We start from the raw sequence: 25,491 nt of genomic DNA on the forward strand, positions 1-25,491 counted from the left end.
GCCATGACGCCTGAACTGGTCATCTTCGACTGCGATGGCGTGCTGGTCGACAGCGAGGCGCTCTCCGTCTCGGCGCTGCTTGGCATGATCCGGCTTGCCGGCGGCAGCGTCAGTGAGGACACCGCCTACGAGCATTTCCTCGGCAAGAGCATGAAAAGCGTGCGCGAGATCCTCGGCCGCGACTTCGGGCTTGAAATCACCGACAGCCAGCTCACCGACATGCGCGTCGAATTGATGCGCAGGTTTCGCGAGGAGCTGAAGCCGATCCCTGGTGTCAAGGAGATGCTGCCGAGGCTCGGGCTGCCGTTCTGTGTCGCGTCCTCGGGCACGCTCGACCGCATCCGCTACGCCCTCGACGTCACCGGATTGCTCGGGCTGATGGAGCCGCATCTGTTCAGCGCCGCTATGGTAACCACGGGAAAGCCCGCGCCGGATCTGTTCCTCCATGCCGCCGCCAGCATGCGGGCCCATCCGCGCAAATGCCTCGTCGTCGAGGACAGCCCGGCCGGTATCGCGGCGGCGCGGGCGGCGGGCATGCGCGTCTTTGCCTTCACCGGCGGCTCGCATGCCGGCAACCCGAGCTTGCAAGTGCGGCTTGCGTCGAGTGAACCGGACTTTATATTCGCTGACATGCTGCAATTGCCCGATCTGATTGCAGGCCTGGGAGCGAGAGTAAGAGCATCTTGAAACAGTTCGTTTGCGCGGTCGATGTCGGCACCGGGAGCGCTCGCGCGGGCATTCTCGACACCAGCGGCACCTTGCTCGGCCGTGCCGAACGGCCGATCGCCATGAACCAGCCGAAGCCCGATCACGCCGAGCATGATTCGCGCGATATCTGGTCCGCCGTCTGCATCGCCGTGCGTGCCGCGCGCGAGAAAGCCGGCGTCGCCGCCGAAGATGTCGTCGGCATCTCCTTCGACGCCACTTGTTCGCTGGTGGTGCGCGACCGGCAAGGCGACCAGCTCAGCGTCTCGGTCACCGGCGACAGGCGTTGGGACACCATTGTCTGGCTCGACCACCGCGCCATCGCCGAGGCCGACGAATGCACGGCCAGCGGCCACGCCGTGCTCGACTATGTCGGCGGCGTCATGTCACCGGAAATGGCGACACCGAAGCTGATGTGGCTGAAACGGCACCTGCCGAAGATCTGGAATGAAGCCGGCTATCTATTCGACCTGACCGACTTCCTGACCTGGCAGGCGACCGGATCCCTGGCTCGTTCGCAATGCACGCTGACCGCCAAATGGACCTATCTGGCGCATGAGGAGACCGGTTGGCGCCGCGATTTCTTCGAGCTCGTCGGCCTCGACGATCTTTTCGAGCATGGGAACCTGCCCGAGAGGGCCAGTCCGGTGGGCACCGATATCGGGCCGCTGACGGCGCAAGCGGCGGCGGATCTCGGCCTCACGCAGAAATGCCGGGTCGGCGCCGGCGTCATCGATGCCTACGCCGGCGCGCTTGGCGTGCTCGGCGGGTTTGCCGGCGACGAACAGGACATCGGCCGCCACCTGGCGCTGATCGCCGGCACGTCGAGCTGCGTCATGGCGATGTCGCCCGATCCACAGCCCTTCGCCGGGGTCTGGGGTCCCTACTACGGCGCGGCGCTGCCGAAGCTGTGGCTCTCGGAGGGCGGGCAGTCCGCCACCGGCGCCCTGCTCGACCATATCATCCGCTGGCACGGCGCCGGCGGCGAGCCGGACGCCGCCATGCATGCCAAGATCGCCAGGCGTGTCGCCGAACTGCGCACCGCCGAAGGCGAGGCGCTCGCGGCACGGCTGCATGTGCTGCCGGACTTCCACGGCAACCGGTCGCCGCTCGCCGATCCGCACGCGGTCGGTGTGGTCAGCGGGCTGACACTGGACTCGTCCTTCGACAGCCTGTGCAAGCTCTACTGGCGCACCGCTGTCGGCATTGCGCTCGGCGTACGGCATGTGCTGGAGGCGCTGAACGAAAACGGCTACCTGATCGACACGCTGCATGTCACCGGCGGCCACACCAAGAACCCGCTCTTGATGGAGCTCTATGCCGACGCCACCGGCTGCACGGTGGTCGAGCCGCTGGCCGACGAAGCGGTGCTGCTCGGCACCGGCATGGTCGCCGCCACCGCGGCCGGGATTTTCCCCGACCTCAACGCCGCCTGCCTTGCCATGCAGCAGGGCGGCAGGACGCGTGCGTCGAACCCGAAATCGGCCGGGCGTTTCGACCGCGATTACAGGGTTTTCCTCGAAATGCACCGGCAGCGGCAGATGCTGGACGCGATCCGGTAGGAACGCGAGCCGATCGCTGGCTCAATCTGTTCCGGCCCCTCCTCTCTTGCCTTCATGTCGCGTTTCGTCCAAAAGCTGACGCAAACGCTGCGAAACCGAAGGTTTTGCCGTTTGAAATGCGGCTTCCGGCTCCTCGCCGACGTGCCGCACTGGAAAGAGCGGAACAATGTCTGCGATCGAAGCCGGCGCTCGCGCGCCGGAAAATCTTTGGCGTCAGGAAATCAGGGCGACGCTGGCGCTCGCCTGGCCGATGGTGCTGACCAATCTCGGCCAGACCGCCATGACGGCAACCGACGTCATGATGATGGGTCGCCTGGGGGCGGACACGCTGGCCAGCGGCGCGCTCGGCGCCAACCTCTATTTCATGCCGCTGATCTTCGGGCTCGGCCTGATGCTGGCGACGTCGCCGATGATTGCCACCGAGCTTGGCCGCCGCCGCCATTCGGTGCGCGATCTGCGCCGCACCGTGCGCCAGGGCCTGTGGCTGGCGATCCTGATCTCAATCCCGATCTGGCTGGTGCTTTGGCACGGCGAGGCCATTCTGCTGGCGATGGGCCAGGAACCCGCGCTGGCGCATCAGGCCGGCATCTATCTGCGCTGGCTCGAATGGGCGGTGCTGCCTTTCTACGGCTATATCGTGCTGCGCTCGTTCATCTCGGCGCTGGAGCGGCCGGGCTGGGCGCTGATCATCGTCTTCGTCGCCGTCGCCTGCAACGCCCTCTTTAACTGGGTGTTCATGTTCGGCAATCTCGGCGTGCCATCGATGGGGATTGCCGGCTCAGGGCTTGCGACCACGCTGTCCAGCACGCTGATGTTCGTCGGCATGGCTGTCGTGGTGATGCTGGAGAAGAAGTTCCGGCGCTACCGTCTGTTCGGGCGCTTCTGGCGGTCCGACTGGCCGCGCTTCAAGGGGCTGTTGCGGCTCGGCATGCCGATTGCCGGTATCCTGGCCTTCGAGGTGACCATCTTCAACGCCGCGGCACTGCTGATGGGCCTGATTGACGCCGATTCATTAGCCGCGCACGCAATCGCCATCCAGATCGCCTCGATCAGCTTCATGGTGCCGCTCGGCCTCAACCAGGCGGTGACGGTGCGCGTCGGCCTGGCCCATGGCGCCGGCAATCCGGAAGGCGTCTCCCGCGCCGGCTGGACCGCCTTTGTCATCGGCGTTTCGTTCATGGCGCTGATGGGGCTGGTGATGATCCTGTGGCCGCATCTGCTGATCAGCGCCTTCATCGATCTCGCCAACCCGGCCAATGCCAGGGTGATCGCGCTTGCCGTGTCGTTCCTGGTCTTTGCAGCGCTGTTCCAGATCTTCGACGGCGCGCAGGCAGTTGCCGCCGGCATGCTGCGCGGCCTGCATGACACCAAGGTGCCGATGATCTACGCCGCGATCGGCTATTGGGGCATCGGCCTGCCGCTCGGCGTGCTGCTCGCCTTCCATTTCGGCCTCCATGGCGTCGGCATCTGGATCGGCCTGTCGTCGGGGCTGGCCGTGGTGGCGGCGCTGCTTCTGGCGCGTTGGCTGCGCCGGGACCGCCTGGCGCCGCCATTGGCGTTTGGGCACTGAGCCGTGGCTCGTCAAACAATGGCCCGCGAAACGTCGTCAAGCGCCGTGAGCCGACGCTTGGCACCGAGGCGACGAATGCATTAGCAGTCCGGCATCGGGTTGCTCGCCAACAGTGATGATCCGATGTCTCCGTCGAGCGCAAAACGCTCGCAGCGCTCGCCGTCGGCCTCATCGATGAAGCTCTCGATATGGTTGAAGCCGAGCTTCGCCAATATCCGCAGCGACGCGAAATTGCGCGCCGCCGCCTCGGCCGTCACCCGTTCAAGCGCCAGAGTTTCAAAGGCGTAGCGGAGGACTTCGCGCGCCGCCTCGCTGCCCAAGCCTCGCCCCCAATGCGCACGCGCCAGCACAAATCCCAATGCCGCTGCCTTGGCGTCGGTTGCGCCGAAGGACAGGGTTATCGTCCCTATCGCGTCCGATACCCCTGCCTGGTCTATGGACCATTTGATCGCCTTGCCGTCAGCGAACCGCTGACGCGAAAGGGCGAGCCATCGTTCGCCTGCGCTTATGTCGTCGGGAACGGGATCGCCGGCAAGGGAGGCGGATTCGACATCCGTCGCGCGCGCAAACCATGCCGGGATATCCCGTTCGCTCGGCGCCCGAAGCACGAGCCTTGGTGTCGAGAGCCTGGGAAATCGGACAGCTTCCATGGGGGCATTTTCGACGTGAGGCGGCGCCGATGCAACGGCCGGGCATACTGCCGTGTGCGCATGGGCGCCTGCCCCCGCGTCCGAAACCAGGCATCCAGCAACAATCAGCCCGCAAGGCGCGCACGAAACAAGGTGCAGCCGTCCGTCAGGCGCGACCTGGAGATATCGCGGAATCCAGCCTCGGTCATCCACGCTCGATACTGACCTTCAGTGTACGATTCGCCGTTGCGATAGAGGTTCAAGAAGGTGAGATTCAGAAAGACACCCTCACGCGGGCCGAGGCGGTCGTCATCGACGACACCCCACCCCGCAATTGCGATCTCGCCGCCCGGTGTGAGGCAACGCGCCGCGTTCAGGATCGAACTGCGCGCCTGGTCCGGCGGCAGGACCTGGACGACGGCCTTCAGGATCGCCAGATCGTGCCGACCGACCGATGGCGCGACAGTTATGTCCCCCTCTTCGACGACCACGTCGTCGGCACCATATTCTGACAGGATATCTGGCGCGACCGCTGCGACCGTTGGGAGTTCCATCAGCGTTGCCGCAATCTGCGGCCACCGCTCGCGAAGTCCGACGAGAATGGTCCCTGGGCCCCCACCGATGTCAATCACCGAACCGATCGCCGAGAGGTCCATCTCCTGGGCCAGAAGTCGGCCGAAAATCACCGCCCCCGGTGCGAGCATGCGGCTGAAGGCCGCCGCTTCCTCGGGGCCTGCTTCGGAAAAATCGTGCAGCGCAGCCGGCCGGTTCTGTCGCAGCGACTCTGCGGTCAGCAGATCGGCTCCCCAGAGCTCGCGCAGGAGCGCATGATCGCCGACGCGATAGGTCGGCTTGGACGCGTCGAGGAAGGCCGACGCTTCGGCTCCGTTGCGAAATTGGCCATCCTCGACTTCGAGGAAACCGATGCTGGCGAGCGCGTAGAGGAGTCGCGACAGGCGATCGGGCTCGACTTTGAGCGCGGCCCCGAGGCTGTCAGCGGTCATCGCGCTGCCACCGAGCCGGGTGAAGATGCCAAGGTCCAGCCCGGCTCGAAGCGCCAAGGCGGGGGGCACCGCTTTGATCATCTTGTCGATCCGATCAGAATCCACCATGTCGCATCCCCTCCGCGATCCAGGACCGGCTAAGATTAGAACTCCACTCTCCGGAAAGTGAAGACAAGATCATTATTTCGAGCGACCGACGCGATGACGTCACGGCACTGGCAAATCGGCGGCCGTTTTCGTTTTCGCACAGGTCCGGTCAGTTGCCTTCGGACGACATCGCGCCGAGCAGCCTGCGGATGTCTCCGAACTTGGCGATCGCCCCGAACACCAGGGCTGCCACCGCGACGAAGAACACCGACACCGACGCCATGGTCGGCGTGTAGCCGTAGCGCAGCGCGTTGAATATCTTGATCGGCAGCGTCTCGGTGGTGAACCCGATCGTCATGTAGGCGACGATGTATTCGTTGAGCGACAGCACGAAGGCGAAGGCGTAGCCGGAGACGAGGTAGGGCAGGATCAGCGGCAGCACCACCGTCTTCAGCACCGTGCGGTCGTCGGCACCCATCGTCGCGGCGGCCTCGACCAGCGAGCGGTCGATCGAGGCAAAACCGAGCGACAGCGTCACCAGCGGCAGCGTCACGAAGAAAATGGCGTGGCTGATGATGGCGGTGAAGAACTGGCCGAACAGCCCGACCGTCGCCCAGAAGGTGAGGAAGCCGAGCGCGGTGATGACCGGCGGCAGGATGAAAGGCGCAAGCCCAAGCACCTGAAAAATGTTTGCCCAGGGCGCGATGCGCCGCCACAGGAACCAGGCGAGCGGCAGCGCGATGGCCACCGCGATCGCCGCCGAGCAGACGGCGAGCGTCACCGAATGGATCAGCGCCAGCCGCCATTCCGGATCGGCGAAGATCTGACCATACCAGGCGAGCGAGAAGCCTTTCGGCGGGAAGGTCAGTTCCTGCCGCGCATTGACCGAGACGCCGGCGACGACGATCAGCGGCGCGGCCAGGAACAAAGCCACGATGGTGAAATAGAGCCGGCGAAGGAAGGTGGCGGTCATAGTGCGTTCTCCCTGCGGCCGACGAGCAGCGTCAGCCCGACCAGCGCCAGCGAGATCAGCACCAGGAAGACCGCCATGGCGGCTGCGAACGGCATGTTGGACTGGTAGATCGCCTGGTCGGTGATCAGCACCGACAGCGTCCAGTGGCGTGGCCGGCCGAGGATCTGCGGCAGCAGATAGGAGCCGAGCGCGAAGACGAAGACCATGATCAGCGTCGCCACGATGGTGTTGCGCAGCGCTGGCGTGACGACGTTGAAGAAGGCTTTGACCGGCGAGGCGCCAAGTGTGCGGGCGGCCTCGAGCAGCGTCGGGTCGAGACGGACCAGAGCGGGATAGAGCACCAGTATGGTGTAGGGCAGCGCCTGGTAGATCATGCCGGCCAGCACCGCGCCGAAGGTCGGCAGCAGCGCAACCGGCTTGTCCATCAGCCCGAGCGCGACGAAGAGGTTGGTGATGCCGGCGGTCTGCGAAAACAGCGTCGACCAGGCAAAGCCGATAATGACTTCCGACAGCGACAGCACCGACAACAGGCCGACCAGCCACAGCGTCTGCACGCGGCGCGAGCGCTTGGTCAGCAGATAGGTGAACGGAAAGGCGATCGAGACGCAGCAGACGGCGACCAGCACCGCCAGCATCAGCGAAAAGCCGAGCACGCCGGCGAAGAAGGTGGTCAGGAACCGCGCATAGTTGTCGATGACGAAATCGGGGGTGTAGAAACCGGCCGGATTGCGCTTGAAGAAGCTGACCGCGATCATCGTCGAAAACGGCACGACGAAGAACACCACGAGCATCAGCCCGGGGAACAGCAGCGGCGTATAGTCGGCGAATGATTTTGGGGCTTCGCGTCTCATGAGCCGAGCACCACGCAACTCTCGGGCGGCAGCGTGACGCCGACCTTGGCGCCGACCGAGACGTTGGGTCTTTCGCGGGGCGTCGCCACCGCGATGATGCTGGTGCTGCCAACCTCGACGAAGGTCTCGATGGTGCCGCCGAGATCGCGCACGAAGGTCACCTGGCCGGTGATGGCGCGGCTGCCGGGTTGGCCCAGGTGCACGTCTTCGGGACGGATCGACACCGAGGCCTTGGTGACGCCGGCCGGCATGGCGAGGCCAGGTATAGCGGTGCCGAGGATGGTGGTGCGTCCGGCGCTGTCGACCTCTGCCGGCAGAAGGTTGGTGATGCCGATGAAATCGGCGACGAAGGCGTCGGCCGGCTTGCGGTAGATCTCGATCGGCGGCGCTGCCTGCAGGATCCTGCCGTGGCCCATGACCACGACCAGGTCGGCCATGGTCATCGCCTCGCGCTGGTCGTGGGTGACGACGATGGTGGTGATGCCCAGCCGTTGCTGCAGCTGGCGCAGTTCCACCTGCATGGCCTCGCGCAGTTTGGCGTCGAGCGCCGAGAGCGGCTCGTCGAGCAGGAACAGCTTCGGCGACAGTGCCAGCGCACGGGCGATTGCCACGCGCTGGCGCTGGCCGCCCGAAAGCTTCGCCACCGGCCGGTCGGCAAAGCCGGGCAGGTGGATCAGCGTCAGCAACTCGTCGACGCGCTTCTTCTGCTCTTCCTTCGAAGCGCCGCGGATGCGCAGCGCGTAGGCTATGTTGTCGCCGACCGAAAGATGCGGAAACAGCGCCAGCGACTGGAACACCATGCCGAGATTGCGCTTGTGGGTCGGCAGCGGCGTGATGTCCTCGCCGTCGAGCACGATGGCGCCGCTGGTCGGCTCTTCCAGCCCGGCGATCATGCGCAGCAGCGTGGTCTTGCCGCAGCCGGATGGTCCAAGCAGGCAGACGAAGGTGCCGTGCGGCACGTTGAGCCGAACATTGTCGACCGCGATGAAATTGCCGAAGGCCTTGGTGATAGCGTTGATATCAAGTCCGGACATGGCTGATCCTGTTAACCGGAGGATATGGAATGGTTCCTCGCCGCCTCGTTTTCGCGGCGGCCTCTCCTCGGTCGCAGAGGGAGAGGCGCCGCGATTTCGGCGCGTAGCATGTCCTCTCCCATCGCAATGGGAGAGGTGGTTCGCGAAGCGACCCGTCATGAGGAGCGCTTCGATGTCGGGCGAGCTGTTTTCGGCTTAGCCGACGATCAGCTCGGTCCACTTCTGGTTGATCCAGTCGGCCTTGGACGTATAGAGGTCGTAGCGCGGAATGATCGGCTCGATATCCGACGACACCGATGCGAACTCGGCCGGCGTAAGGTCGAGCACCTCCTTCTTCAGCGTCGGCGTGGTGCCGACCTTGCGCGACATCACGCCCTGCATCGACGGCTGGCTCATATAGTCGATGAAGGCATGCGCCTCGTCGACCTTGGTCGAAGCGCGCGACAGCACCCAATTGCCGGAGTCCTGGATGCCGCCCTCCTTCGGGAAGGTGGTGCGGACATGGAAGCCGTCGGCGATCGCGAGGCCGGTGACGTCGTGATAATACTGGCCCATCGGGATTTCGCCCGACTTCAGCGCCTGTTCGAACTGCGCCTCGTCGCGATACCAGAGGCGCACATTCGGCTTGACCTCGGCGAGCTTCTCGAACGCCTTGTTCAACCCTTCCTCGGTGTCGAGGGCATTGGTGCCGCCCATGAAGGTCTTGGCGGTCACTTCGAGCAGGAACGAGTTGGAGGCGAGCGCCAGCAGGCCAAGCTTGTCCTCGTTCGCCTTGTCCCAGAATGCCGCCCAGGAGGTTGGCGCCTCCTTGTAGACATCGGTGTTGGAGACCAGCGTGATCCACCAGGCCACCGCACCGATGCCGGCGACGCGGCCATCCGGATACTTGTTGATGAAGCGCGGCAACAGATCGCCGTAATGCTTGAACTTGGAGGTGTCGAGCGGCGTCCACAGTTCGGTCGACTGGCCCTTGAGCGTCGAGGTCTGCGACATCATCGAAAGATCGGCCGGCGCCTGGCCCGCCTTGGCCGCCTGTTCGAGCTGCACCAGCCACGCCTCGCCGGTCGGCTCGGCAACCGATTCCACAGCGATGCCGGTGGCCTTGGTGAAGTCGGGGAAGACGTGCTCGTCGAAGGATTTCTTGAAGTAGCCGCCATAGACGCCGACCTTGAGCGACTTGTCCTGCGCCCGCAGGATCGACGGCATGGCGAGCACGCCGGCCGTCGCCAGGCCAGCGCCAAGCACGCTGCGCCGGCTGACTTGTGTTGCGATCAATCTGTTCATCTGGTCTCTCCTCTGTTTGTGCCGGCTCTCCGGCTGGTTCCCTTGATTCCGTTGCCCGCCGCTTCTTGCGGCTCAGTGGGCGGCACGTCGTTCGAGCGAACGCGCGTATTGCGTCAGTGGAAAACACATGACGAAAAAGATCAGCGCCACCAGCCCGTAGACCTTGAAGGGCTCGAAGGTCGCATTGTTGATGGCGTTGGAGGTCCGCACCAGCTCCTCGAAGCCGATGATCGAGGTGAGCGCCGTCGACTTGATCAGCTGCACCAGGAACCCGACGGTCGGCGCGCGGGTGATCGAAAACGCCTGCGGCAGGATGATCAGCCTCAGCTCCTGCAGATAGTGCAGGCCAAGGCTGGCGCCGGCATCCCACTGGCCGCGCGGCAGGGCGTCGACGCCGCTGCGCCAGATCTCGGCCAGATAGGCACTGGCGAAGAAGGTGAGGCCGAGGACCGCCGCCGTCCACGGCTCGATGCGCAGCCCGAGCATCGGCAGGCCGAAGAACATCAGGAACAGCTGCATCAACAGCGGCGTCCCCTGGAACAGCGCGATATAGCCGGAGGCAATGCGCCGGCTCCATTTGTTCTTGGCGATCCTGAAGAACAGCACGACCATGCCGACAACGCCGCCGCCCACGAAAGCGGCCATCGACAAGAGCACCGTCCAGCGGGCGGCGAGCAAAAGGTTGCGCACGATGTCCCAGAAGGTGAATTCGATCATGACACGCCAGCCCCCAGGACGCGGCGGCCGCCCGTGACCAACAGCCGGCGCAAGGCCATCGACAGGACGAGATAAACCAGCGTCACGACAAGATAGGTCTCGAACGATCGGAACGTGCGTGCCTGCAGCATGTCGGCCTCGTAGGTAAGCTCGCGCACCGCGATCTGCGACACCACAGCGGACTCCAGCATCATGATGACGATCTGGCTGGTCAGCGCCGGATAGATCACCTTGAGCGCCTGTGGCAGCACGATCTTGATGAACACCTGGCGTGGCCTCAAGCCCAGCGCAAGCGCTGCTTCGGTCTGTCCAGGCGGCACGGCATCAAGTCCGGCGCCGACGATCTCGATCGTATAGGCCGCCATGTTGAGCGTCATCGCCAGGATGGCGGCCAGCACCGGATCGAGCCTGATACCGAGACTGGGCAGACCGAAGAAGATGAAGAACAGCTGCACCAGGAACGGCGTGTTGCGCATCACCTCGACATAGGCGGCAATCGCCCGCTTGAGCAGCACGGGGCCGTTTCGCCGTCCAGCAGCCCCGAGGATGCTGAGGAACGTCCCCGCCAGCGTGGTCACGGCGATCAACAGGATCGTCGTGACCGCTCCGCGCGCGATGTCACCCGCAGCCCCTGGAAGCCAGGCAAAGGCCACCGGATCTCAATCCTTGAGGTTGTCGGGGTTGAGCGGCGTCTTCAGCCAGGCCTGCGAGCTTGCGTCCAGCTTGCCGTCCGCCAGCATCTTGGCGATGGCGTCGTTGACCGCCTTCTTCAAGCTGTCTTCGTTCTTGTTGAGACCGATGTGCGAAGGCGAGGTCAGAAGCTGGAACTTCTGCTCCGGCTTCAGCGCGTCCTGCTTGGCCAGCACCTGCGCGCCGACATCGTTGCCGACGACCATCAGCTGCGTCTGGCCGGAAATGAAGGCCTGGATCACCGAGTTGTAGTTGTCGAAACGCTTGATGTCGGCCGACGCCGGAGCCGCTTCGGTGAGCGAGGTATCTTCGAGCGTGCCGCGGTTGACGGCGATCGACTTGTCGGCAAGGTCTTCCTTGCCTTTGACCGACAGCGCCGCCGGACCGATCACGGCGATGTAGTAGGGCGCGTAGGCAGCGGCGAAGTCGATCACCTGCTCACGTTCCTTCGAATAGCCGACGCTCATCAAGAGGTCGACGCGATGGTCGTTCAGATACGGAATGCGGTTCTGGCCGGTGACGGCGACGGGATTGAGCTTCACCTTCAACGTGTCGGCAATGTATTGCGCGACATCCATGTCATAGCCCTTGAGGCTCATGTCGGCGCTGGCCGAGGAGAAGGGCGGAAAATCGGCGAAGACGCCGACATTGATGGTGCCGGCCTTGGTGATGTCTGCCAGCGCGTCGGCATTGGCGGCTTGCGTGCCGAGGCCGAGGCTTGCGGTGCCAAGCATCAGCACGGCGGCGATGGATGATTTGAGCGTGATACGGATCGTCATTTTTATTCCCCTCTGGAAGCTTTGTTTGTCTGGGTCGGCCGCCGGCTCCAGCGCGGCGGCCGCCTTTGTCATCTAAACGTCAGGCTCCCTTGCCTGTGATCGCCGGGCTGAACACCATCAGGCTCAGGATTTCGAACAGAACCTGGGCGCCGGCGTGCGCCGTGTTGGTGGTCGCGTCGTATTGCGGCGCCACCTCGACGACGTCGCCGCCGACGATATTGAGGCCCTTCAGGCCGCGCAGTAGTTCGAGCACTTCGCGCGTCGTCAGGCCGCCGACCTCGGGCGTGCCGGTGCCGGGCGCGAAGGCCGGATCGACACTGTCGATGTCGAAGGAGACATAGGTCGGCCCGTCGCCGACGATCTTGCGCGCCTTCTCGATGATGGCGGGGATGCCGAGACCGGTCACCTCCTCGGCATGCACGACGGTCATGCCGGACTCGTAGGTGAACTCCCACAGATATTCGGCCGAGCCACGAATGCCGATCTGGATCGTGCGCGTCGGATCGAGGACGCCGTCGAGCACCGCGTTGCGGAACGGTCCGCCATGGTGGAACTTGGTCATGTCGAACAGGCCACTGGTGTCGCAATGGGCGTCGATGTGGATCAGGCCGACCGGGGCTTTCTTGCCGACGGCCTTCAGGATCGGGTGGCTGATCGAATGGTCGCCGCCGACCGATAGCGGGATGACGCCGGCATCGACGATCTGGTTGGTGCGGCGCTCGATATCCTCATGGCTGATCTCGAGCCGGTAGCGGCTGCGGAACGGCGTGTCGCCGATGTCGGCGACACGAAGTTCATGCGTCGGGGCGCATTCCAGCACGTGATTGTAGGGGCCGATGCGTTCGATGGCGCGCAGCGCCCTTGGCCCGAAGCGCGAGCCCGGCCGGTTGGTGACGCCAAGGTCCATCGGCACGCCGATCATCGCCACCTGCAGGTCGCCGAAATCCGGATTGTCGGCCGCTATTTCGCGGTAGGGGGCGGCGAGGAAGGTGGGGATGCCGGAATAGGGCGCCAGCCGGGTGCCGGACTTGGAAAAGATCTTGTCGGCGACGCGCCGGAACTTCGGGTCGAACATCTCGCCGCCATGGCTCTCGCCATATTTGCGACGCAACGCGTCGAGCTTGCCGCGATCGTAACCCATGTCCGCTCCTCCTGCCTGATGCGGTGCGGCCGCCGGTGACCTTGGCGAAGCGACCGTCATCCGGCCGGGTCGTTGTCCCGCTGGCTGCCTGCAGATTTCACGTCTTGATGCTGTTCCGGGCCAAAGTGTCTGGCAGCCGCATTGAAAAATCAATTGATATTGTTAGGGTGTTGGCTGTGAGAAAATCTCACAATTAACTCTGAGCACGATCTCATCCGAAAGCCGGCCTCCATTTTTCGGGATCGCGCATCAATGGATGCCCATGGCCAAGCGCCTGCCACCGCTGAATCCGCTGCGCGCCTTCGAGGCAACGGCCCGCCATGGCTCGCTGACCAAGGCGGCGAGTGAGTTGAATGTCACGCATGGCGCCATCAGCCACCAGATCAAGGCGCTCGAGCAGTCGCTCGGCGTCAAGCTTTTCGAGCGAGCCGGCCAGCGGGTCAAACTGACGCCGCATGGTGCCGAGCTGCTGCCGGCGGTCTCGAGCGCCTTCGACGGCATCGCCGCCGCCACGCAGCGCATGACAAGGCCGGCGAGCAGCGGCACGCTCTCCGTCTCCTGCGTGCCCGCATTGCTCTTGCTGTGGATGACGCCGCGGCTCGGCAGTTTCATGGCGCAATATCCTGACATCAGGCTGACGCTGATCCCTTCCAACGACGCCAAGGATATCCGCGCGCCTCAGATCGATGTCTGCGTGCACTACGGCGACGGCAGCTGGACCGATTGCTGGATGCGCAAATGGTCGGGGCTCGAACTGTTTCCCGTGGTGAGCCCGACGTTGATCAACAACCGTCCGATCCGCAGCGTCAGGGATCTCGCCGACCATGTCTTCCTGCATGGCGATGACGGCCGCGAATGGCATACCTGGCTGGCGGCCGCCGATGCGTTGGATCTGGAGCGCGGCCGCCGTCATCATCTCGGCGACGCACGCATGGCGGTTGAAGCCGCGGTCCACGGCCATGGCGTGGCGCTGGGCGATTCGGTGACGGCCAGTTCACTGCTGGCCAGGGGCATGCTGGTGGCGCCGTTCAGCTTGTCGGTGCCGGCGATCGACGATTTCTATGTCGTCTGTCGCAACGAGATGAAGTCGACGCCGATCGTGCAGCTTTTCATCGACTGGCTGTTTGCCGAGAAGGCGCAGGATGACGGCCGCGCCGATGCGCCGGTGGCGGGCCGCGTCGTCACCCGCCGCAAGCGTCCGGCGCTCAGGGTCATCGGCGGCAGAACCGGGAGCTGACACCGGCTGGCGGCGGCGGTGCCGGCCGATCGTGTCCGGCCGCATGCAGGGTTTTCTTTTTGTCGGGCCAGCCCTGAAACCGGGCAGCGTTTTGGCCAATTCGATGCTATGAGGCCTGTCGCGGTTGTGGGTAGCAGGCAGCGAAGGCGGTGTTGAAACATGGCTAGGACCGATATTGCGCGGCGTGTCTACAACCACACCTGGAAGCTCGACCCGATCGTGCGCAGCCTGCTCGACACGGACTTCTACAAGCTTTTGATGCTGCAGATGATCTGGGGCATGTACCCCAAGGTCGACACCACCTTCTCGCTGATCAACCGCACCACCTCCGTGCGGCTGGCCGACGAGATCGACGAGGGCGAACTGCGTGAACAACTCGACCATGCCCGCACCTTGCGCTTCAGCAAGAAGGAGATGATCTGGCTCGGCGGCAACAATTTCTACGGCCGCAAGCAGATCTTCGAGCCGGAATTCCTCGCCTGGCTGGAGAATTTCAGGCTGCCGGAATACGAATTGTCGAAGCGCGACGGCCAGTATGAGCTCACCTTCAGCGGGCCGTGGATGTACACGACGTTGTGGGAGATCCCGGCGCTCGCCATCATCAATGAGCTCCGTTCCCGCGCGGCCATGCGGGCGTATGGCCCCTTCGCGCTCGATGTGCTCTATGCCCGCGCCAAGGCCAAGATGTGGGCCAAGACCGAACGGCTGAAGGCGCTGCCCGGCATCCGCATTTCGGATTTCGGCACGCGCCGGCGCCATTCCTTCCTGTGGCAGCGATGGTGCGTCGAGGCGCTGAAGGAAGGCATCGGCGAGGCCTTCACCGGTACCTCCAACGTGCTTTTGGCCATGGACAACGACCTCGAAGCGCTCGGCACCAACGCGCATGAACTGCCGATGGTGTTCGCCGCGCTCGCCAATTCGGAAAAAGAGCTGAAACAGTCGCCCTACAAGGTGCTGCAGGACTGGCAGCGCTATTATGGCGGCAATCTGCTGATCGTGCTGCCCGACGCCTTCGGCACGGCGTCGTTCCTGCGCGACGCGCCGGATTGGGTGGCCGACTGGACCGGCTTCCGCCCCGACAGCGCTCCGCCCATCGAGGGCGGCGAAAAAATCCTGTCCTGGTGGCGCGACAGGGGCAAGGATCCCCGGCAGAAACTGCTGATCTTCTCCGACGGGCTCGAGGTCGAAACGATCGAGGAGACCTACCGCCACTTCAGGGGCAAGGTGCGCATGTCGTTCGGCTGGGGCACCAACCTCACTAATGATTTCGAGGGCTGCGCGCCGACCGAAACCAACAGCCTGGACGCGATATCGCTGGTCTGCAAGGTCACCGAGGCCAATGGAAGGCCGGCGGTCAAGCTCTCCGACAATCCGGCCAAGGCGACCGGCGACGAGAAAGAGATCGAGCGTTATTTGCGCATCTTCGGTCAGAAGGACCGCGTGGAGCAACTGGTCAAGGTGTGAGGGGTGGCGGCGCCAGCCAGGATGGCAATCTTGGACAGTATGAGTTCCTTCGCGCCCCCCTCTGTCCTGCCGGACATCTCCCCCACGAGGAGGGAGATTGGACTTGATCTCCGCTTTCGCCAATTTTCAACGCCGCAAGAAGAACGGCAGCCGCTCGAACTGCCAATCTCCCCCCTCGTGGGGGAGATGTCCGGCAGGACAGAGGGGGGCGCCACAGAACGCCGTCTTCCGTGGTTGGCCTTATTCCTTGTGGCCTTGTGTTTCGTCCTCCCCACGCCCGCCTTCGCCCACGCTTCCGACCGTGGCCATGTCCTGCTCTTGCCGACCGGCTACTATCTGGCCGGCGGTGCTTTCGCCGTGGCCGTCAGTTTCCTCGTGCTGGCGCTGCTGCCGGGGGATTGGCTCGACCGTTTCTGGCACCGGCGCCTGCAGCTGTTCAGCTTTGGCGACAGCACCCGCACCACAGTCAGCCTGATCTCCTTTGCCGGCTTTGCAATCCTCATCGCCGCCGGCTTTTTCGGCAGCCGCGACCCGCTTTCAAACCCTTTGCCGCTCGTGATCTGGACCCTGCTGTGGGCTGGCGTCACGCTGCTGCAAGGTGTGCTAGGCGATCTCTGGTCATGGCTCAACCCATGGTATGGGCCGTGGCGCCTTGCCTCACGTCTGCTCGGCGTGGGTGATGAAGGGAGCTGGCGACTTCCCGGGTGGCTCGGCTGCTGGCCGGCGGTCCTGTTGTTTTTCGCCTTCGCGTGGTTCGAACTCATCGATCCGGCACCCGACGATCCGGCGCGGCTAGCGTATGCTGCCGGCCTCTACTGGCTGCTCACCTTCCTTGCCATGCTGGCGTTCGGCTGTCGAAACTGGTGCCGCAACGGCGAATTCCTGTCGGTCTTCTTATCCATGGTGGCGCGTTTCGCGATCGTCGAGCGCAACGAAACCGACCGGCTTGGCCTGTGCTGGCCGGGCGCCAAGCTGCTCGCCGCCGAGCCATTACCGGCCAGCGGCATTGCCTTCCTGCTTCTTGCCCTGTCGTCGGTGTCCTTCGACGGCCTGTCGAAAACCTTCTTCTGGCTCGGTCTGTCCGGCATCAATCCGCTCGAATTTCCCGGCCGCACGGCGGTGATAAGCAGCGGCAGCCTTGGGCTCGTTCTGACGTTCGTGTTGCTGGCAGGCGTGTTCATGCTTGTCGTCTGGCTCGGCCAGCATCTTGCGCGAAGCGATCGCCCCTTCGGCCAGGCAGCCGGACTGCTGGTGTGGTCGATCGTGCCGATCGCGCTTGCCTATCATGCCGCGCATTATCTGACTTCGCTGCTCGTCGACGGCCAGTATGCGCTTGCGGCACTGTCCGACCCGTTCGCGCTGGGCTGGAACCTGTTCGGCACCGCCGACATGCAGATCGAGGCGGGTATCGTTGCCGGTGCGGATTCCGCCTGGTGGCTGTGGAATGTCCAGGCCGGCGTCATCATATCAGGCCATGTGCTCGCCGTCCTCGTCGCCCACGGCTTCGCCTGGCGCCTGCACCCGAAGCCCTCCCGCGCAACCCTCAGCCAGTTCCCGCTCACCGTGCTGATGATCGCCTATACGGTGTTCGGCCTCTGGCTGCTTGCCACGCCGACGGTTGGCTGAGCCGTTCGCGCAGGAAAATAAACCGGGCTTCCCCCACGGAACCGGCATTGCCGTGTCCGGACTTTGGTGATTTAGTTTGTACACATGCAATTTTTCGACTTCCGGAAATGAGCGGACTTTGCGCTCCTAAACGCTGAACAAGGGGAACGGCATCATGGACAAGAGCAAGACCTTCGACCTCTCGAAAACCGGTCTCACCCGCCGCACGGCGCTGAAGGGGCTGGCCGCCACCGCCGGCCTGGTCACCGCGCCAGGCTTCGTCCGCTATTCCCAGGCACAGAGCTCGGCGCCGATCAAGATCGGCTTCCAGTCGCACCGCACCGGCATCGGCGCCGCCTATGGCCGCTGGTACGAGAAGACCACCGCTGCCGCCATCAAGGCGATCAACGCGGCCGGCGGCATCAACGGCCGCCAGGTCGAGGTGATCATCGAGGATGACGGCACCGATCCGGGCCGCGGCGCCGAAGTGGTCGGCAAGTTCGCAACCCAGCACAAGACCGACATCGTCTTCGGCACATTGTTCTCGCATGTCGTCATCGGCTCGGCGCCCGCCGCCGGCGAGGCCAAGATCCCCTACTTCGTCGTCAGCGAAGGCCATCATGTCGCTTCGACCAAGCTCAACCGCTATGTCTTCCAGCCCGGCATCACCGACGTGAAAAGCCAGATCCAGTCGATGGCGCCGTGGATTGCGGCCGATGCCGGCAAGAAGGTGACGCAGATCTTCCCGGATTTCGCCTTCGGCTACGACCATCGCGACTACCTGCCGCCGGCGCTGAAGGCGCAAGGCGCCGACGTCATCGCGCAGATCGCGATCCCGCCGACGGAATCGTCCTTCACCAAATACTTCCCGCAGATCCCGGCCGAGACCGAGGTGATCTACCACGTCATGGTCGGTCCGGCGGTGCTCACCTTCGTCAAGGAACTCGGCGAGTTCTACGGCTCCAACCGGCCGCAGCTGTTCGGCTTCATGGATTCGCTGGAGGCCACCGACATCAACAGCCCTGGGCTCGAATTTCTGGACGGCAGCCATTTCTGGGAGGGTTCGCCGCGCTATGCGCAGGCCGATGACAGCGCCGCGCAAAAAGCCTATCGCGCCGCCGTCGGCATCGACGACAATGGCGCCGCCGTCGGCGATCCAAAGGACGTCTCCACCGCGTCGCACATGTTCGGCTGCTGGGAAACGCTCTATGTCGTCAAGAAGGCGATGGAAGACGCCGGCTACAAGGGGCCGGAAGACCGCGCCAAGCTGGTCGAGGCGACCGAGGCGCTGACCGCCTTCGCCGAAGGACCCGAGCATCCGCAGGGGCCAAAAACCTTCAACGGCAAGATCCACCAGTGCTTCGGTATCCAGAACATCTCCAAGGTCGAAGGTGGCAAGCTGAAGGTTGTCCACAAGACCAAGATCGAAGACGGGCTTTACGAGGCCGAAGGGGATTACACGACGCAGGCGCTGTGAGCTTGGCTGCTCCAGCAAGCGTGAGCGCCAAGCCACCCCCCTCTGTCCTTCCGGACCCGGCCCTTCGCTGTCGCTCCGGGCGTTCGTCGGACGGAAAGCCAAGCTATTGGCTTTCCGTCCGCTACGCGGACCACTTCTCACCCCCCTCAAGAGGGGTGCACTTGGCGCCTGCCAGAGTGTAGCCGATGCACTTCGGACCCCACCTTCTCCTCGCCGCCCTCGAAGGCCTCGTCACCTCCGCCGTGCTGGCGCTTACGGCGCTTGGGCTGTCGCTGGTGTTCGGCGTCATGCGCGTCGTCAACGTCGCGCATGGCGAGTTCTTCATGCTCGGCGCCGTGCTCGCCTGGGCGATCACCACGGCGATCGGCGGTCACCCCGCGCTCGGCTTCCTGGCGGCGTTGGTGATCGCGCCGCTGATCGTCGGCGCCATCGCGCTGGTCGCCGAGCGGCTGGTGCTGCGCCGGCTCAACTACAATCCGGAAGCCACCATCGTCGCCACCATCGGCATGCTCTACATCATCCAGCAGCTGGCGCTGACCTTCTACGGCCCAGAGGCGCGGCCGGTGGAGCCGCCGTTCAGCTATCGCATCCTTTTGCCGTGGTTCGGCTATTCCGGCTACAAACTGTCTGTCATCGCCGCCTCCGCGCTTCTGCTTGTGGCGACATGGCTGGTGCTGACGCGCACGAAGATCGGCCTGATCATGCGCGCCACGCAGTATGACAGCGAGACGGCGCAGGCCTTCGGCATCCCGGTCGGCCGCGTCTATGGCGGCGTCTTTGCGCTCGGCGCGATCCTGGCGGCCATCGCCGCGGTGCTGATCGTGCCGATCAGCCAGGCGCATTACCTGATGGGCCAGGATCCGCTGCTGCTGTCCTTCATCGTCGTCATCATCGGCGGTCTTGGCTCGCTGCGCGGCACGGTCGTCGCCGCCGTGCTGATCGGCCTGTCCGACGGCATCATCTCGGTGTTCTTCTCGCCGACGCTGGCCAAGATCATCGCCACGCTGCTGGTCGCCATGGTGCTGGTGTTCCGGCCGCAAGGCCTGTTCGGGACGGCGTCGCGATGAGCGAAGCTTCGCCGGCAAAGGCCTACGGCCTGCATCTCGGCATCATCGGGCTGCTGTTCGTGCTGAGCTTCCTTTTGCCGGAGTACTATCACGGCCTGCTCGCCCGCATCATGGTCCTGGCGGTCTTTGCCATGGGCTACAACATGCTGTTCGGCTATGTCGGCCTGCTCAGCCTCGGCCACGCCATGTTCTTTTCCGCCGGGCTCTACGGTGCCGGCCTTGCCGTCATCCAGCTTGGCTGGAGCGTGCCGGCGGCATTCGCCGCGGGCCTCGGCTGCGGTGTCGTTCTTTCCCTGGTGATCGGCCTGCTGGCGCTGCGCACGTCAGGCGTCGCCTTCATGATCGTCACCATGATGTTCGCGCAGGTGTTCTACCTCATCATTCTCTACTTCTCGTCATGGACCGGCGGCGACCAGGGCATGGTCGTGCCGCAGCCGGCGCGGGTGCTTGCTTTCGGCGCGACATCGCTCGATCTCACCAACCCGACCGTGCGCTACATGAGCGCGCTCGGCTTGTTCTCGCTGGTGCTGCTGATCACGCTTGCGATCGTCCGCTCCAGATATGGCCGCGTGCTCGTCGCCATCCGCGAGAACGAGGAGCGGACGAAGATGCTGGGCTACGACACCTTCTCCAACAAGCTCGCCGCCGTCGTCATCTCCGGCATCGTCTGCGCTGCCTCGGGTGCTGCCTATGCGCTGCTGTTCGGCTATGTCGGCTCGAGCTTCGCTTCGGTGCAGTATTCCATCCTGCCGCTGCTGTGGGTGCTGCTCGGCGGCGCCGCCACGACGCTTGGCCCGCTGATCGGCACGCTGTTCATGTACTATGTCATCGACATCACGAGCGGTTACACCTCGGCCTATCTGCTAATCGTCGGCATCGCGCTCATCCTGCTGGTGCTGTTTTTCCCCAAAGGCATTCTCGGCAGCATGCGGCAGCGCTGGCTCGGGTGGCTGCCGTGACGCCTCTTTTGACCACCAAGGGCCTGTCGCGCAATTTTGGTGGCCTGCGCGCCGTCGACAGTGTCGATTTCACCTTGATGCCCGGCGAGATCCGCGCCGTCATCGGCCCGAACGGGGCGGGGAAGACCACCTTCGTCAGCCTGGTCAGCGGCCGCATCCAGCCGTCGTCAGGCATGATCGTCTTCGATGGCGCCGACATCACCGGCCTGCCGGCCTATGTCCGGGTCCGCCAGGGCATCGCCTACACGTTCCAGATCACGAGCGTCTTCGCCAACCTCACCGCCTACGACAATGTCGCATTGCCGGTGCAGCGGACGCTGAGCGATGGCCGCTCGAAGGGCGCGGTACGGGCCGGCGTCATGGCGGCGCTCGAACGCACCGGCCTGGCCGACCGCGCCCACATGGCGGCCGGACAATTGTCCTATGGCCACCAGCGCCTGCTGGAAGTGGCGATGGGCCTGGCGCTGAAGCCGCGCCTGCTGATCCTCGACGAGCCGACGCAAGGCCTGGCCGACAGCGAGATCGACAATTTCATCACGCTGGTGCGCGAGATCGCTGCGAGTGCGACCGTACTCCTGATCGAACACAACATGCCGGTCGTGATGCAACTGGCCGACCGCATCACCGTCTTCAACGCCGGCAAGATCCTCGCCGAAGGCACGCCCGAGGCGATCCGCGAGAACGCGGCTGTTCAAGAAGCCTATCTGGGGACAGCCCCATGACCGAAACGACCAAGACGCGGACAAAAACCGAGGCGTTGGTGGTCTCGGGGCTGGACTGCTTCTATGGCGAGGTCCAGGTGCTTTACGGCCTCGATCTCGTGGTGAACAAGGGCGAGGTGCTCTGCCTGTTCGGCCGCAACGGCGCCGGCAAGACGACGACGCTGAAGGCCATCATGGGACTGGTCCCCTCAAGCGCCGGCTCGATAAACCTCGGTGGCCAGGAATTGACCGGTCTGCCGGCGCATGAGGTGCCGAAGGCCGGCGTCGCCTATGTGCCGCAGGGAAGGCGGCTGTTCGCCGAAATGACGGTCGCTGAAAACATCGAGATCGGGCTGATGGCGCGCGGCAAGGGGAAGGCGACGCGCGAAACCGTGCTCGACCTTTTCCCGCTGCTGCGCCAGCGGCTGCGGCAACGCTCGGGTACATTGTCCGGCGGCGAGCAACAGATGCTGGCCATGGCGCGCGCGCTTTGCCTGGAACCGCAGGTGCTGCTGCTCGACGAGCCGACCGAAGGGCTGATGCCGTCGATGATCGCCAAGATCCGCGAGACGGTGTCGACCCTGCGCGACAGGGGGGTGTCCACGATCCTCGTCGAACAGCGGGTCGATGCGGTGCTGTCGGTTGCCGACCGTGTATGCTTCATCGAGAACGGCCGCAACCGCGAGACGGTCGATGTCGAGGAGCTGCGCGCCGACCCGTCGGCGGTGCGGCGGTATGTGGGGGTCGGGTGATCAGCCGAAGAAGATAAAACCCGCGATCAAAAAGGTCGGGATCAGCACCAGCCCGGACCACAGCATGTAGCCGAAGAAGCCCGGCATCTTCACGCCGCGATGCCTGGCGATGGCATAGACCATGAAGTTGGGCGCATTGCCGATATAGGTGTTGGCGCCCATGAACACGGCGCCCGCCGAGATTGCCGCCAAGGTCGAGGCAAACTCCGTCATCAGATGCCGAGGGTCGCCGCCGGCGAGTTCGAAGAACACCAGATAGGTCGGCGCATTGTCGAGGAACGACGACAGCGCCCCGGTCAGCCAGAAATAGGCGAGATCGTTGGGCTCGCCGGAGGGCGAACTGACAAGTGCCACCAGCGGCGCCAAAGCGCCGTCGTGGCTTGCCCTGAGGATGGCGATGACCGGCACGATGCAGATGAAGATGCCGGCAAACAATTTCGCCACCTCTGCTATCGGCCCCCAGTTGAAGCCGTTCGCTTCGCGGTGGCTCTTGTACGATAGGGGAAGCGACAGCAAGGCCAGCGCCAGGTTGATGGCGTCGCGCACCAGATTCTGCAGCTCAAGGCTCACGCCCAACACGGAAAAGCTCACGCCCGGCTTCCAGGCCGCCGACAGCAGGATCGCACCGATCACAGCTGCCAGCAGCGGAAGGTTGGCCACGCCGCGCAGGCGTACCTTCGTATCCGGCGTCGGATCCCTGGTCTTCGGTGCACCGTTTTCGCGCCGGTGCAGGATGATGTCGATGCCCAGGAAGACGGCCAGCACGACGCCGCCGACGAACAGCGTCTCGCGCCAGAGATTGGCGGTGACCCAGAAAAAGTCGACGCCGCGCAGAAACCCGACGAACAGCGGCGGGTCGCCGAGCGGCGTCAGCGAGCCGCCGATGTTAGCAACCAGGAAGATGAAAAAGATGACGACATGGGCGTTGAACGGCCTGGCGTCATTGGCGCGCAGGATCGGGCGGATCAAGACCATCGAGGCGCCGGTCGTGCCGATCACCGAGGCCAGGATCGCGCCAGCCAGCAGCAGCCCGGCATTGACCAGCGGCGTCCCGTGGATGTTGCCGGCAAGCAGGATGCCGCCCGAAATCGTGTAGAGCGCGAACAAAAGGATGATGAAGGACATGTATTCCGCAAGCAGGGCATGCAGCACCGCGTCGGTCGCACTGGGAATGCCGAAGGCCAAAGCCAGCGGCACGATCACCAGCGCCGCCCACAGCGCGGTGATCTTGCCATAGTGGTGCTCCCATATGTGATGGAAGAGCAAAGGCCCGGTGGCGATCGACAAAAGCAGGCCGGCAAAGGGCAGCGCCCACCACAGCGACATCGCGGCGCCGGGCAGCGCGTGTTGCTCAGCTGCCAAGGCCTGGCCTGGAAACAGCATTGCGACGGCGATCACAGCGCCCGCTCCTGTCGCAATCCGCAAAAAGCCCCTCTTGCGCCGCACGTTCAGTTCAATCCAAGACATGGTCTTCAAGCGTCACGCCGGCGTTGCGCATGCGGTGCAGCATTGTCTCGAGCGAACCGTTGAGATCGATGCCACGACAAGCATCGAGCCGGACGGTGGTTTTGAAACCTTGGCTGATGGCGTCCAGCGCCGAAAAGGCAACGCAGAAATCGGTCGCCAGCCCGACCAGGATCAGTGTGTCGATGCCGCGCTCCCTGAGATAGCCGGCAAGGCCGGTCGGCGTCGTCCGGTCGTTCTCAAAGAAGGCCGAGTAGCTGTCGATGGCAGGCCGAAACCCCTTGCGGACGACGAGCTCCGCCTTGGTCCAGGCGAGGCCGGAGTGGAAATCCGAGCCCAGGCTGCCCTGGATGCAGTGGTCCGGCCACAAAGTCTGCGGGCCGTAGGGCATGTCGATCATCGTGAAGGGCTGCGAACCCGGATGGCTTGAGGCGAAACTCGAATGGCCGGCGGGATGCCAGTCCTGCGTCAGCACGACATGATCGGCGTGCCGGATCAGGTCATTGACCAGCGGCACGATCTCGTCGCCGCCGGCAACAGCCAACGCGCCGCCCGGACAAAAATCGTTCTGCAGGTCGATGACAACAAGCGCTTCGTCGGCCATGGGGCTTTCCTCTTCTGTATGCAGGCTCCAGTGGAAAATGCCGCTGACGCGACCGGAGGCAGAAACTCGACCAGATGGCCGGCGGCGTCAACCTCTCAAGGCACAACAAATGCGTGCCGGACGAGCTGCCAAAAACTCTGGCTTTGACAATTCCTACGGTGTTGATATCATTTGCATACGAATGAATTTCGTCCGGCATCGATGCCGGCATGGTCTTTCGAAAATACCGGTTTCTGGAAGGCCTCTTTTCTGGAAGGCAAAGCGTGATCCGTTACGCCAAACCCACCTCGGTCGACGAAGCGCTCGCTTTGCTTGGCGAGAGCGCATGGCGGATCCTTGCCGGCGGCACCGATTTCTATCCAGCACAAGGCAGCAAGCCCTTCCGCGACAATGTTCTCGACATCAATGGCCTGGCGGCACTGCGCGGCATTGCCGAGACGAATGACCACTTCGTCATCGGTGCGCGCACGACCTGGACCGACATCATCCGCCACCCCTTGCCGCCGACCTTCGATGCGCTGAAACAGGCCGGGCGCGAGGTCGGCTCGGCGCAGATCCAGAACGTCGCCTCGGTCGCCGGCAATCTCTGCAACGCCTCGCCGGCCGCCGATGGCGTGCCGGCGCTGCTCGTCCTCGATGCCGAAGTCGAACTGCGGTCGGCGACAACGACACGTTGTGTGCCGCTGCAGGACTTCATTCTCGGCAACCGCCGAACCGCCTTGCAGCCCGGCGAGTTGGTCACGGCCATCCGCGTGCCGAAACCTGCTGCCGGCACGTCGGCTTTCGTCAAGCTCGGCGCGCGGCGCTATCTCGTCATTTCCATCGCCATGGTGGCGGCGCGTCTAGTGGTTGACAACGGCATTGTCGTGGAAGCGGCGGTTGCCGCCGGCTCCTGCTCGGTGGTGGCCAGGCGCCTCGCCGGCGTCGAAGCCGCCTTGCGCGGCCTGCCCATCGGCCAGGCGCTCGCGAATGCGGTCCTGGCGGCGCCGATGGCTGAGCTGTCGCCTATCGCCGATGTGCGCGGCAGCGCCGAATACCGGCTCGATGCGGTGCGCGAGATCGTTGCCCGAGCCGTGCTCAAGGCCTGTGGGCTGATGAATGACCCCGAGGTGGTGGCGGCATGAGCCAGGTATCG

Annotated in this window: 24 protein-coding genes; 12 read left to right on the forward strand and 12 right to left on the reverse strand. The window is 64.3% G+C overall.

Annotated elements, in window-relative coordinates:
* The first annotated feature begins 3 nt into the window (after positions 1–3).
* The 3 genes from AC1DZP_RS12510 (at position 4) to AC1DZP_RS12520 (ending at position 3,837) form a co-directional block, all read left to right on the forward strand.
* Complete coding sequence (locus AC1DZP_RS12510; RefSeq protein WP_477302667.1) at positions 4–687, forward strand: HAD family hydrolase; 684 nt, start codon at positions 4–6, stop codon at positions 685–687.
* Complete coding sequence (locus tag AC1DZP_RS12515; protein ID WP_477302945.1) at positions 681–2,267, forward strand: FGGY-family carbohydrate kinase; 1,587 nt, start codon at positions 681–683, stop codon at positions 2,265–2,267. Before AC1DZP_RS12510 ends, AC1DZP_RS12515 begins: the two co-directional genes overlap by 7 nt.
* 166 nt (positions 2,268–2,433) lie before the next feature.
* Positions 2,434–3,837: an MATE family efflux transporter gene (locus AC1DZP_RS12520; protein ID WP_477302669.1), complete on the forward strand. Its 1,404-nt coding sequence runs from the start codon at positions 2,434–2,436 to the stop codon at positions 3,835–3,837.
* Positions 3,838–3,917: 80 nt separating this feature from the next.
* Here the strand turns inward: AC1DZP_RS12520 and AC1DZP_RS12525 are convergent, their stop codons facing one another.
* The 10 genes from AC1DZP_RS12525 to speB all read right to left on the reverse strand — a co-directional run bounded on the left by AC1DZP_RS12525 (position 3,918) and on the right by speB (position 13,026).
* Positions 3,918–4,487 carry a GNAT family N-acetyltransferase gene (locus AC1DZP_RS12525; RefSeq protein ID WP_477302671.1) on the reverse strand — a complete coding sequence of 190 codons (570 nt, stop codon included), beginning with the start codon at positions 4,485–4,487 and terminating at the stop codon, positions 3,918–3,920.
* Between the two features lie 104 nt (positions 4,488–4,591).
* Positions 4,592–5,551, reverse strand: a complete 960-nt coding sequence (locus tag AC1DZP_RS12530; RefSeq protein ID WP_477302673.1) for a methyltransferase — start codon at positions 5,549–5,551, stop codon at positions 4,592–4,594.
* A gap of 175 nt (positions 5,552–5,726) precedes the next feature.
* Complete coding sequence (locus tag AC1DZP_RS12535; protein ID WP_095083388.1) at positions 5,727–6,530, reverse strand: ABC transporter permease; 804 nt, start codon at positions 6,528–6,530, stop codon at positions 5,727–5,729.
* A complete protein-coding gene (locus AC1DZP_RS12540; protein WP_457150836.1) occupies positions 6,527–7,381 on the reverse strand; it encodes an ABC transporter permease in 855 nt (284 codons plus the stop codon). The genes AC1DZP_RS12535 and AC1DZP_RS12540 overlap by 4 nt, the downstream gene beginning before the upstream one ends.
* Complete coding sequence (locus tag AC1DZP_RS12545) at positions 7,378–8,415, reverse strand: ABC transporter ATP-binding protein (RefSeq protein ID WP_477302675.1); 1,038 nt, start codon at positions 8,413–8,415, stop codon at positions 7,378–7,380. Before AC1DZP_RS12545 ends, AC1DZP_RS12540 begins: the two co-directional genes overlap by 4 nt.
* 195 nt (positions 8,416–8,610) lie before the next feature.
* Positions 8,611–9,699, reverse strand: coding sequence for an ABC transporter substrate-binding protein (locus AC1DZP_RS12550; RefSeq protein ID WP_457150837.1), 1,089 nt, complete (start codon positions 9,697–9,699; stop codon positions 8,611–8,613).
* A gap of 72 nt (positions 9,700–9,771) precedes the next feature.
* A complete protein-coding gene (locus AC1DZP_RS12555; RefSeq protein WP_477302677.1) occupies positions 9,772–10,416 on the reverse strand; it encodes an amino acid ABC transporter permease in 645 nt (214 codons plus the stop codon).
* On the reverse strand, positions 10,413–11,069 hold the full coding sequence (locus tag AC1DZP_RS12560; RefSeq protein WP_457150839.1) for an amino acid ABC transporter permease: 657 nt from the start codon (positions 11,067–11,069) through the stop codon (positions 10,413–10,415). Before AC1DZP_RS12560 ends, AC1DZP_RS12555 begins: the two co-directional genes overlap by 4 nt.
* Positions 11,070–11,075: 6 nt before the next feature.
* Positions 11,076–11,885, reverse strand: a complete 810-nt coding sequence (locus AC1DZP_RS12565) for a transporter substrate-binding domain-containing protein (protein WP_477225013.1) — start codon at positions 11,883–11,885, stop codon at positions 11,076–11,078.
* A gap of 79 nt (positions 11,886–11,964) precedes the next feature.
* Positions 11,965–13,026 (reverse strand): agmatinase, encoded by a 1,062-nt coding sequence (gene speB, locus AC1DZP_RS12570; RefSeq protein ID WP_457150841.1) that lies wholly within the window; start codon positions 13,024–13,026, stop codon positions 11,965–11,967.
* Positions 13,027–13,288: 262 nt separating this feature from the next.
* Between speB and gcvA the strand changes: the two genes are divergently transcribed.
* From gcvA to AC1DZP_RS12610, 8 genes are all read left to right on the forward strand, one after another.
* The gene (gene gcvA, locus AC1DZP_RS12575; RefSeq protein ID WP_457150842.1) at positions 13,289–14,263 is read left to right on the forward strand and encodes a transcriptional regulator GcvA; all 975 of its coding nucleotides are present in this window, start codon (positions 13,289–13,291) and stop codon (positions 14,261–14,263) included.
* Positions 14,264–14,422: 159 nt separating this feature from the next.
* On the forward strand, positions 14,423–15,727 hold the full coding sequence (gene pncB, locus AC1DZP_RS12580; RefSeq protein ID WP_477225010.1) for a nicotinate phosphoribosyltransferase: 1,305 nt from the start codon (positions 14,423–14,425) through the stop codon (positions 15,725–15,727).
* A 186-nt stretch (positions 15,728–15,913) separates the two neighbouring features.
* The gene (locus AC1DZP_RS12585; RefSeq protein ID WP_477302679.1) at positions 15,914–17,353 is read left to right on the forward strand and encodes a hypothetical protein; all 1,440 of its coding nucleotides are present in this window, start codon (positions 15,914–15,916) and stop codon (positions 17,351–17,353) included.
* A 154-nt stretch (positions 17,354–17,507) separates the two neighbouring features.
* Positions 17,508–18,809 (forward strand): ABC transporter substrate-binding protein, encoded by a 1,302-nt coding sequence (locus AC1DZP_RS12590; RefSeq protein ID WP_477302681.1) that lies wholly within the window; start codon positions 17,508–17,510, stop codon positions 18,807–18,809.
* Positions 18,810–18,994: 185 nt separating this feature from the next.
* Positions 18,995–19,876, forward strand: a complete 882-nt coding sequence (locus AC1DZP_RS12595) for a branched-chain amino acid ABC transporter permease (RefSeq protein ID WP_477302683.1) — start codon at positions 18,995–18,997, stop codon at positions 19,874–19,876.
* Positions 19,873–20,835 (forward strand): branched-chain amino acid ABC transporter permease, encoded by a 963-nt coding sequence (locus AC1DZP_RS12600; RefSeq protein ID WP_477302685.1) that lies wholly within the window; start codon positions 19,873–19,875, stop codon positions 20,833–20,835. Before AC1DZP_RS12595 ends, AC1DZP_RS12600 begins: the two co-directional genes overlap by 4 nt.
* Positions 20,832–21,557 (forward strand): ABC transporter ATP-binding protein, encoded by a 726-nt coding sequence (locus AC1DZP_RS12605; protein WP_477302687.1) that lies wholly within the window; start codon positions 20,832–20,834, stop codon positions 21,555–21,557. The genes AC1DZP_RS12600 and AC1DZP_RS12605 overlap by 4 nt, the downstream gene beginning before the upstream one ends.
* Entirely contained in the window at positions 21,554–22,288 is a 735-nt protein-coding gene (locus AC1DZP_RS12610; protein ID WP_477302689.1) for an ABC transporter ATP-binding protein, read from the forward strand. The genes AC1DZP_RS12605 and AC1DZP_RS12610 overlap by 4 nt, the downstream gene beginning before the upstream one ends.
* On the opposite strand, the gene AC1DZP_RS12615 is transcribed toward AC1DZP_RS12610, so the two are convergent.
* The gene (locus tag AC1DZP_RS12615; protein ID WP_477302947.1) at positions 22,289–23,671 is read right to left on the reverse strand and encodes a sodium:proton antiporter; all 1,383 of its coding nucleotides are present in this window, start codon (positions 23,669–23,671) and stop codon (positions 22,289–22,291) included.
* A gap of 70 nt (positions 23,672–23,741) precedes the next feature.
* Positions 23,742–24,356, reverse strand: a complete 615-nt coding sequence (gene pncA / locus AC1DZP_RS12620; protein ID WP_477302691.1) for a bifunctional nicotinamidase/pyrazinamidase — start codon at positions 24,354–24,356, stop codon at positions 23,742–23,744.
* A 263-nt stretch (positions 24,357–24,619) separates the two neighbouring features.
* Here pncA and AC1DZP_RS12625 point away from each other — a divergent pair, with 263 nt between their 5' ends.
* Positions 24,620–25,480, forward strand: a complete 861-nt coding sequence (locus tag AC1DZP_RS12625; protein WP_477302693.1) for an FAD binding domain-containing protein — start codon at positions 24,620–24,622, stop codon at positions 25,478–25,480.
* Positions 25,481–25,491: the final 11 nt, after the last annotated feature.

The sequence above is a fragment of the Mesorhizobium sp. P2_F8 genome (assembly GCF_056403655.1).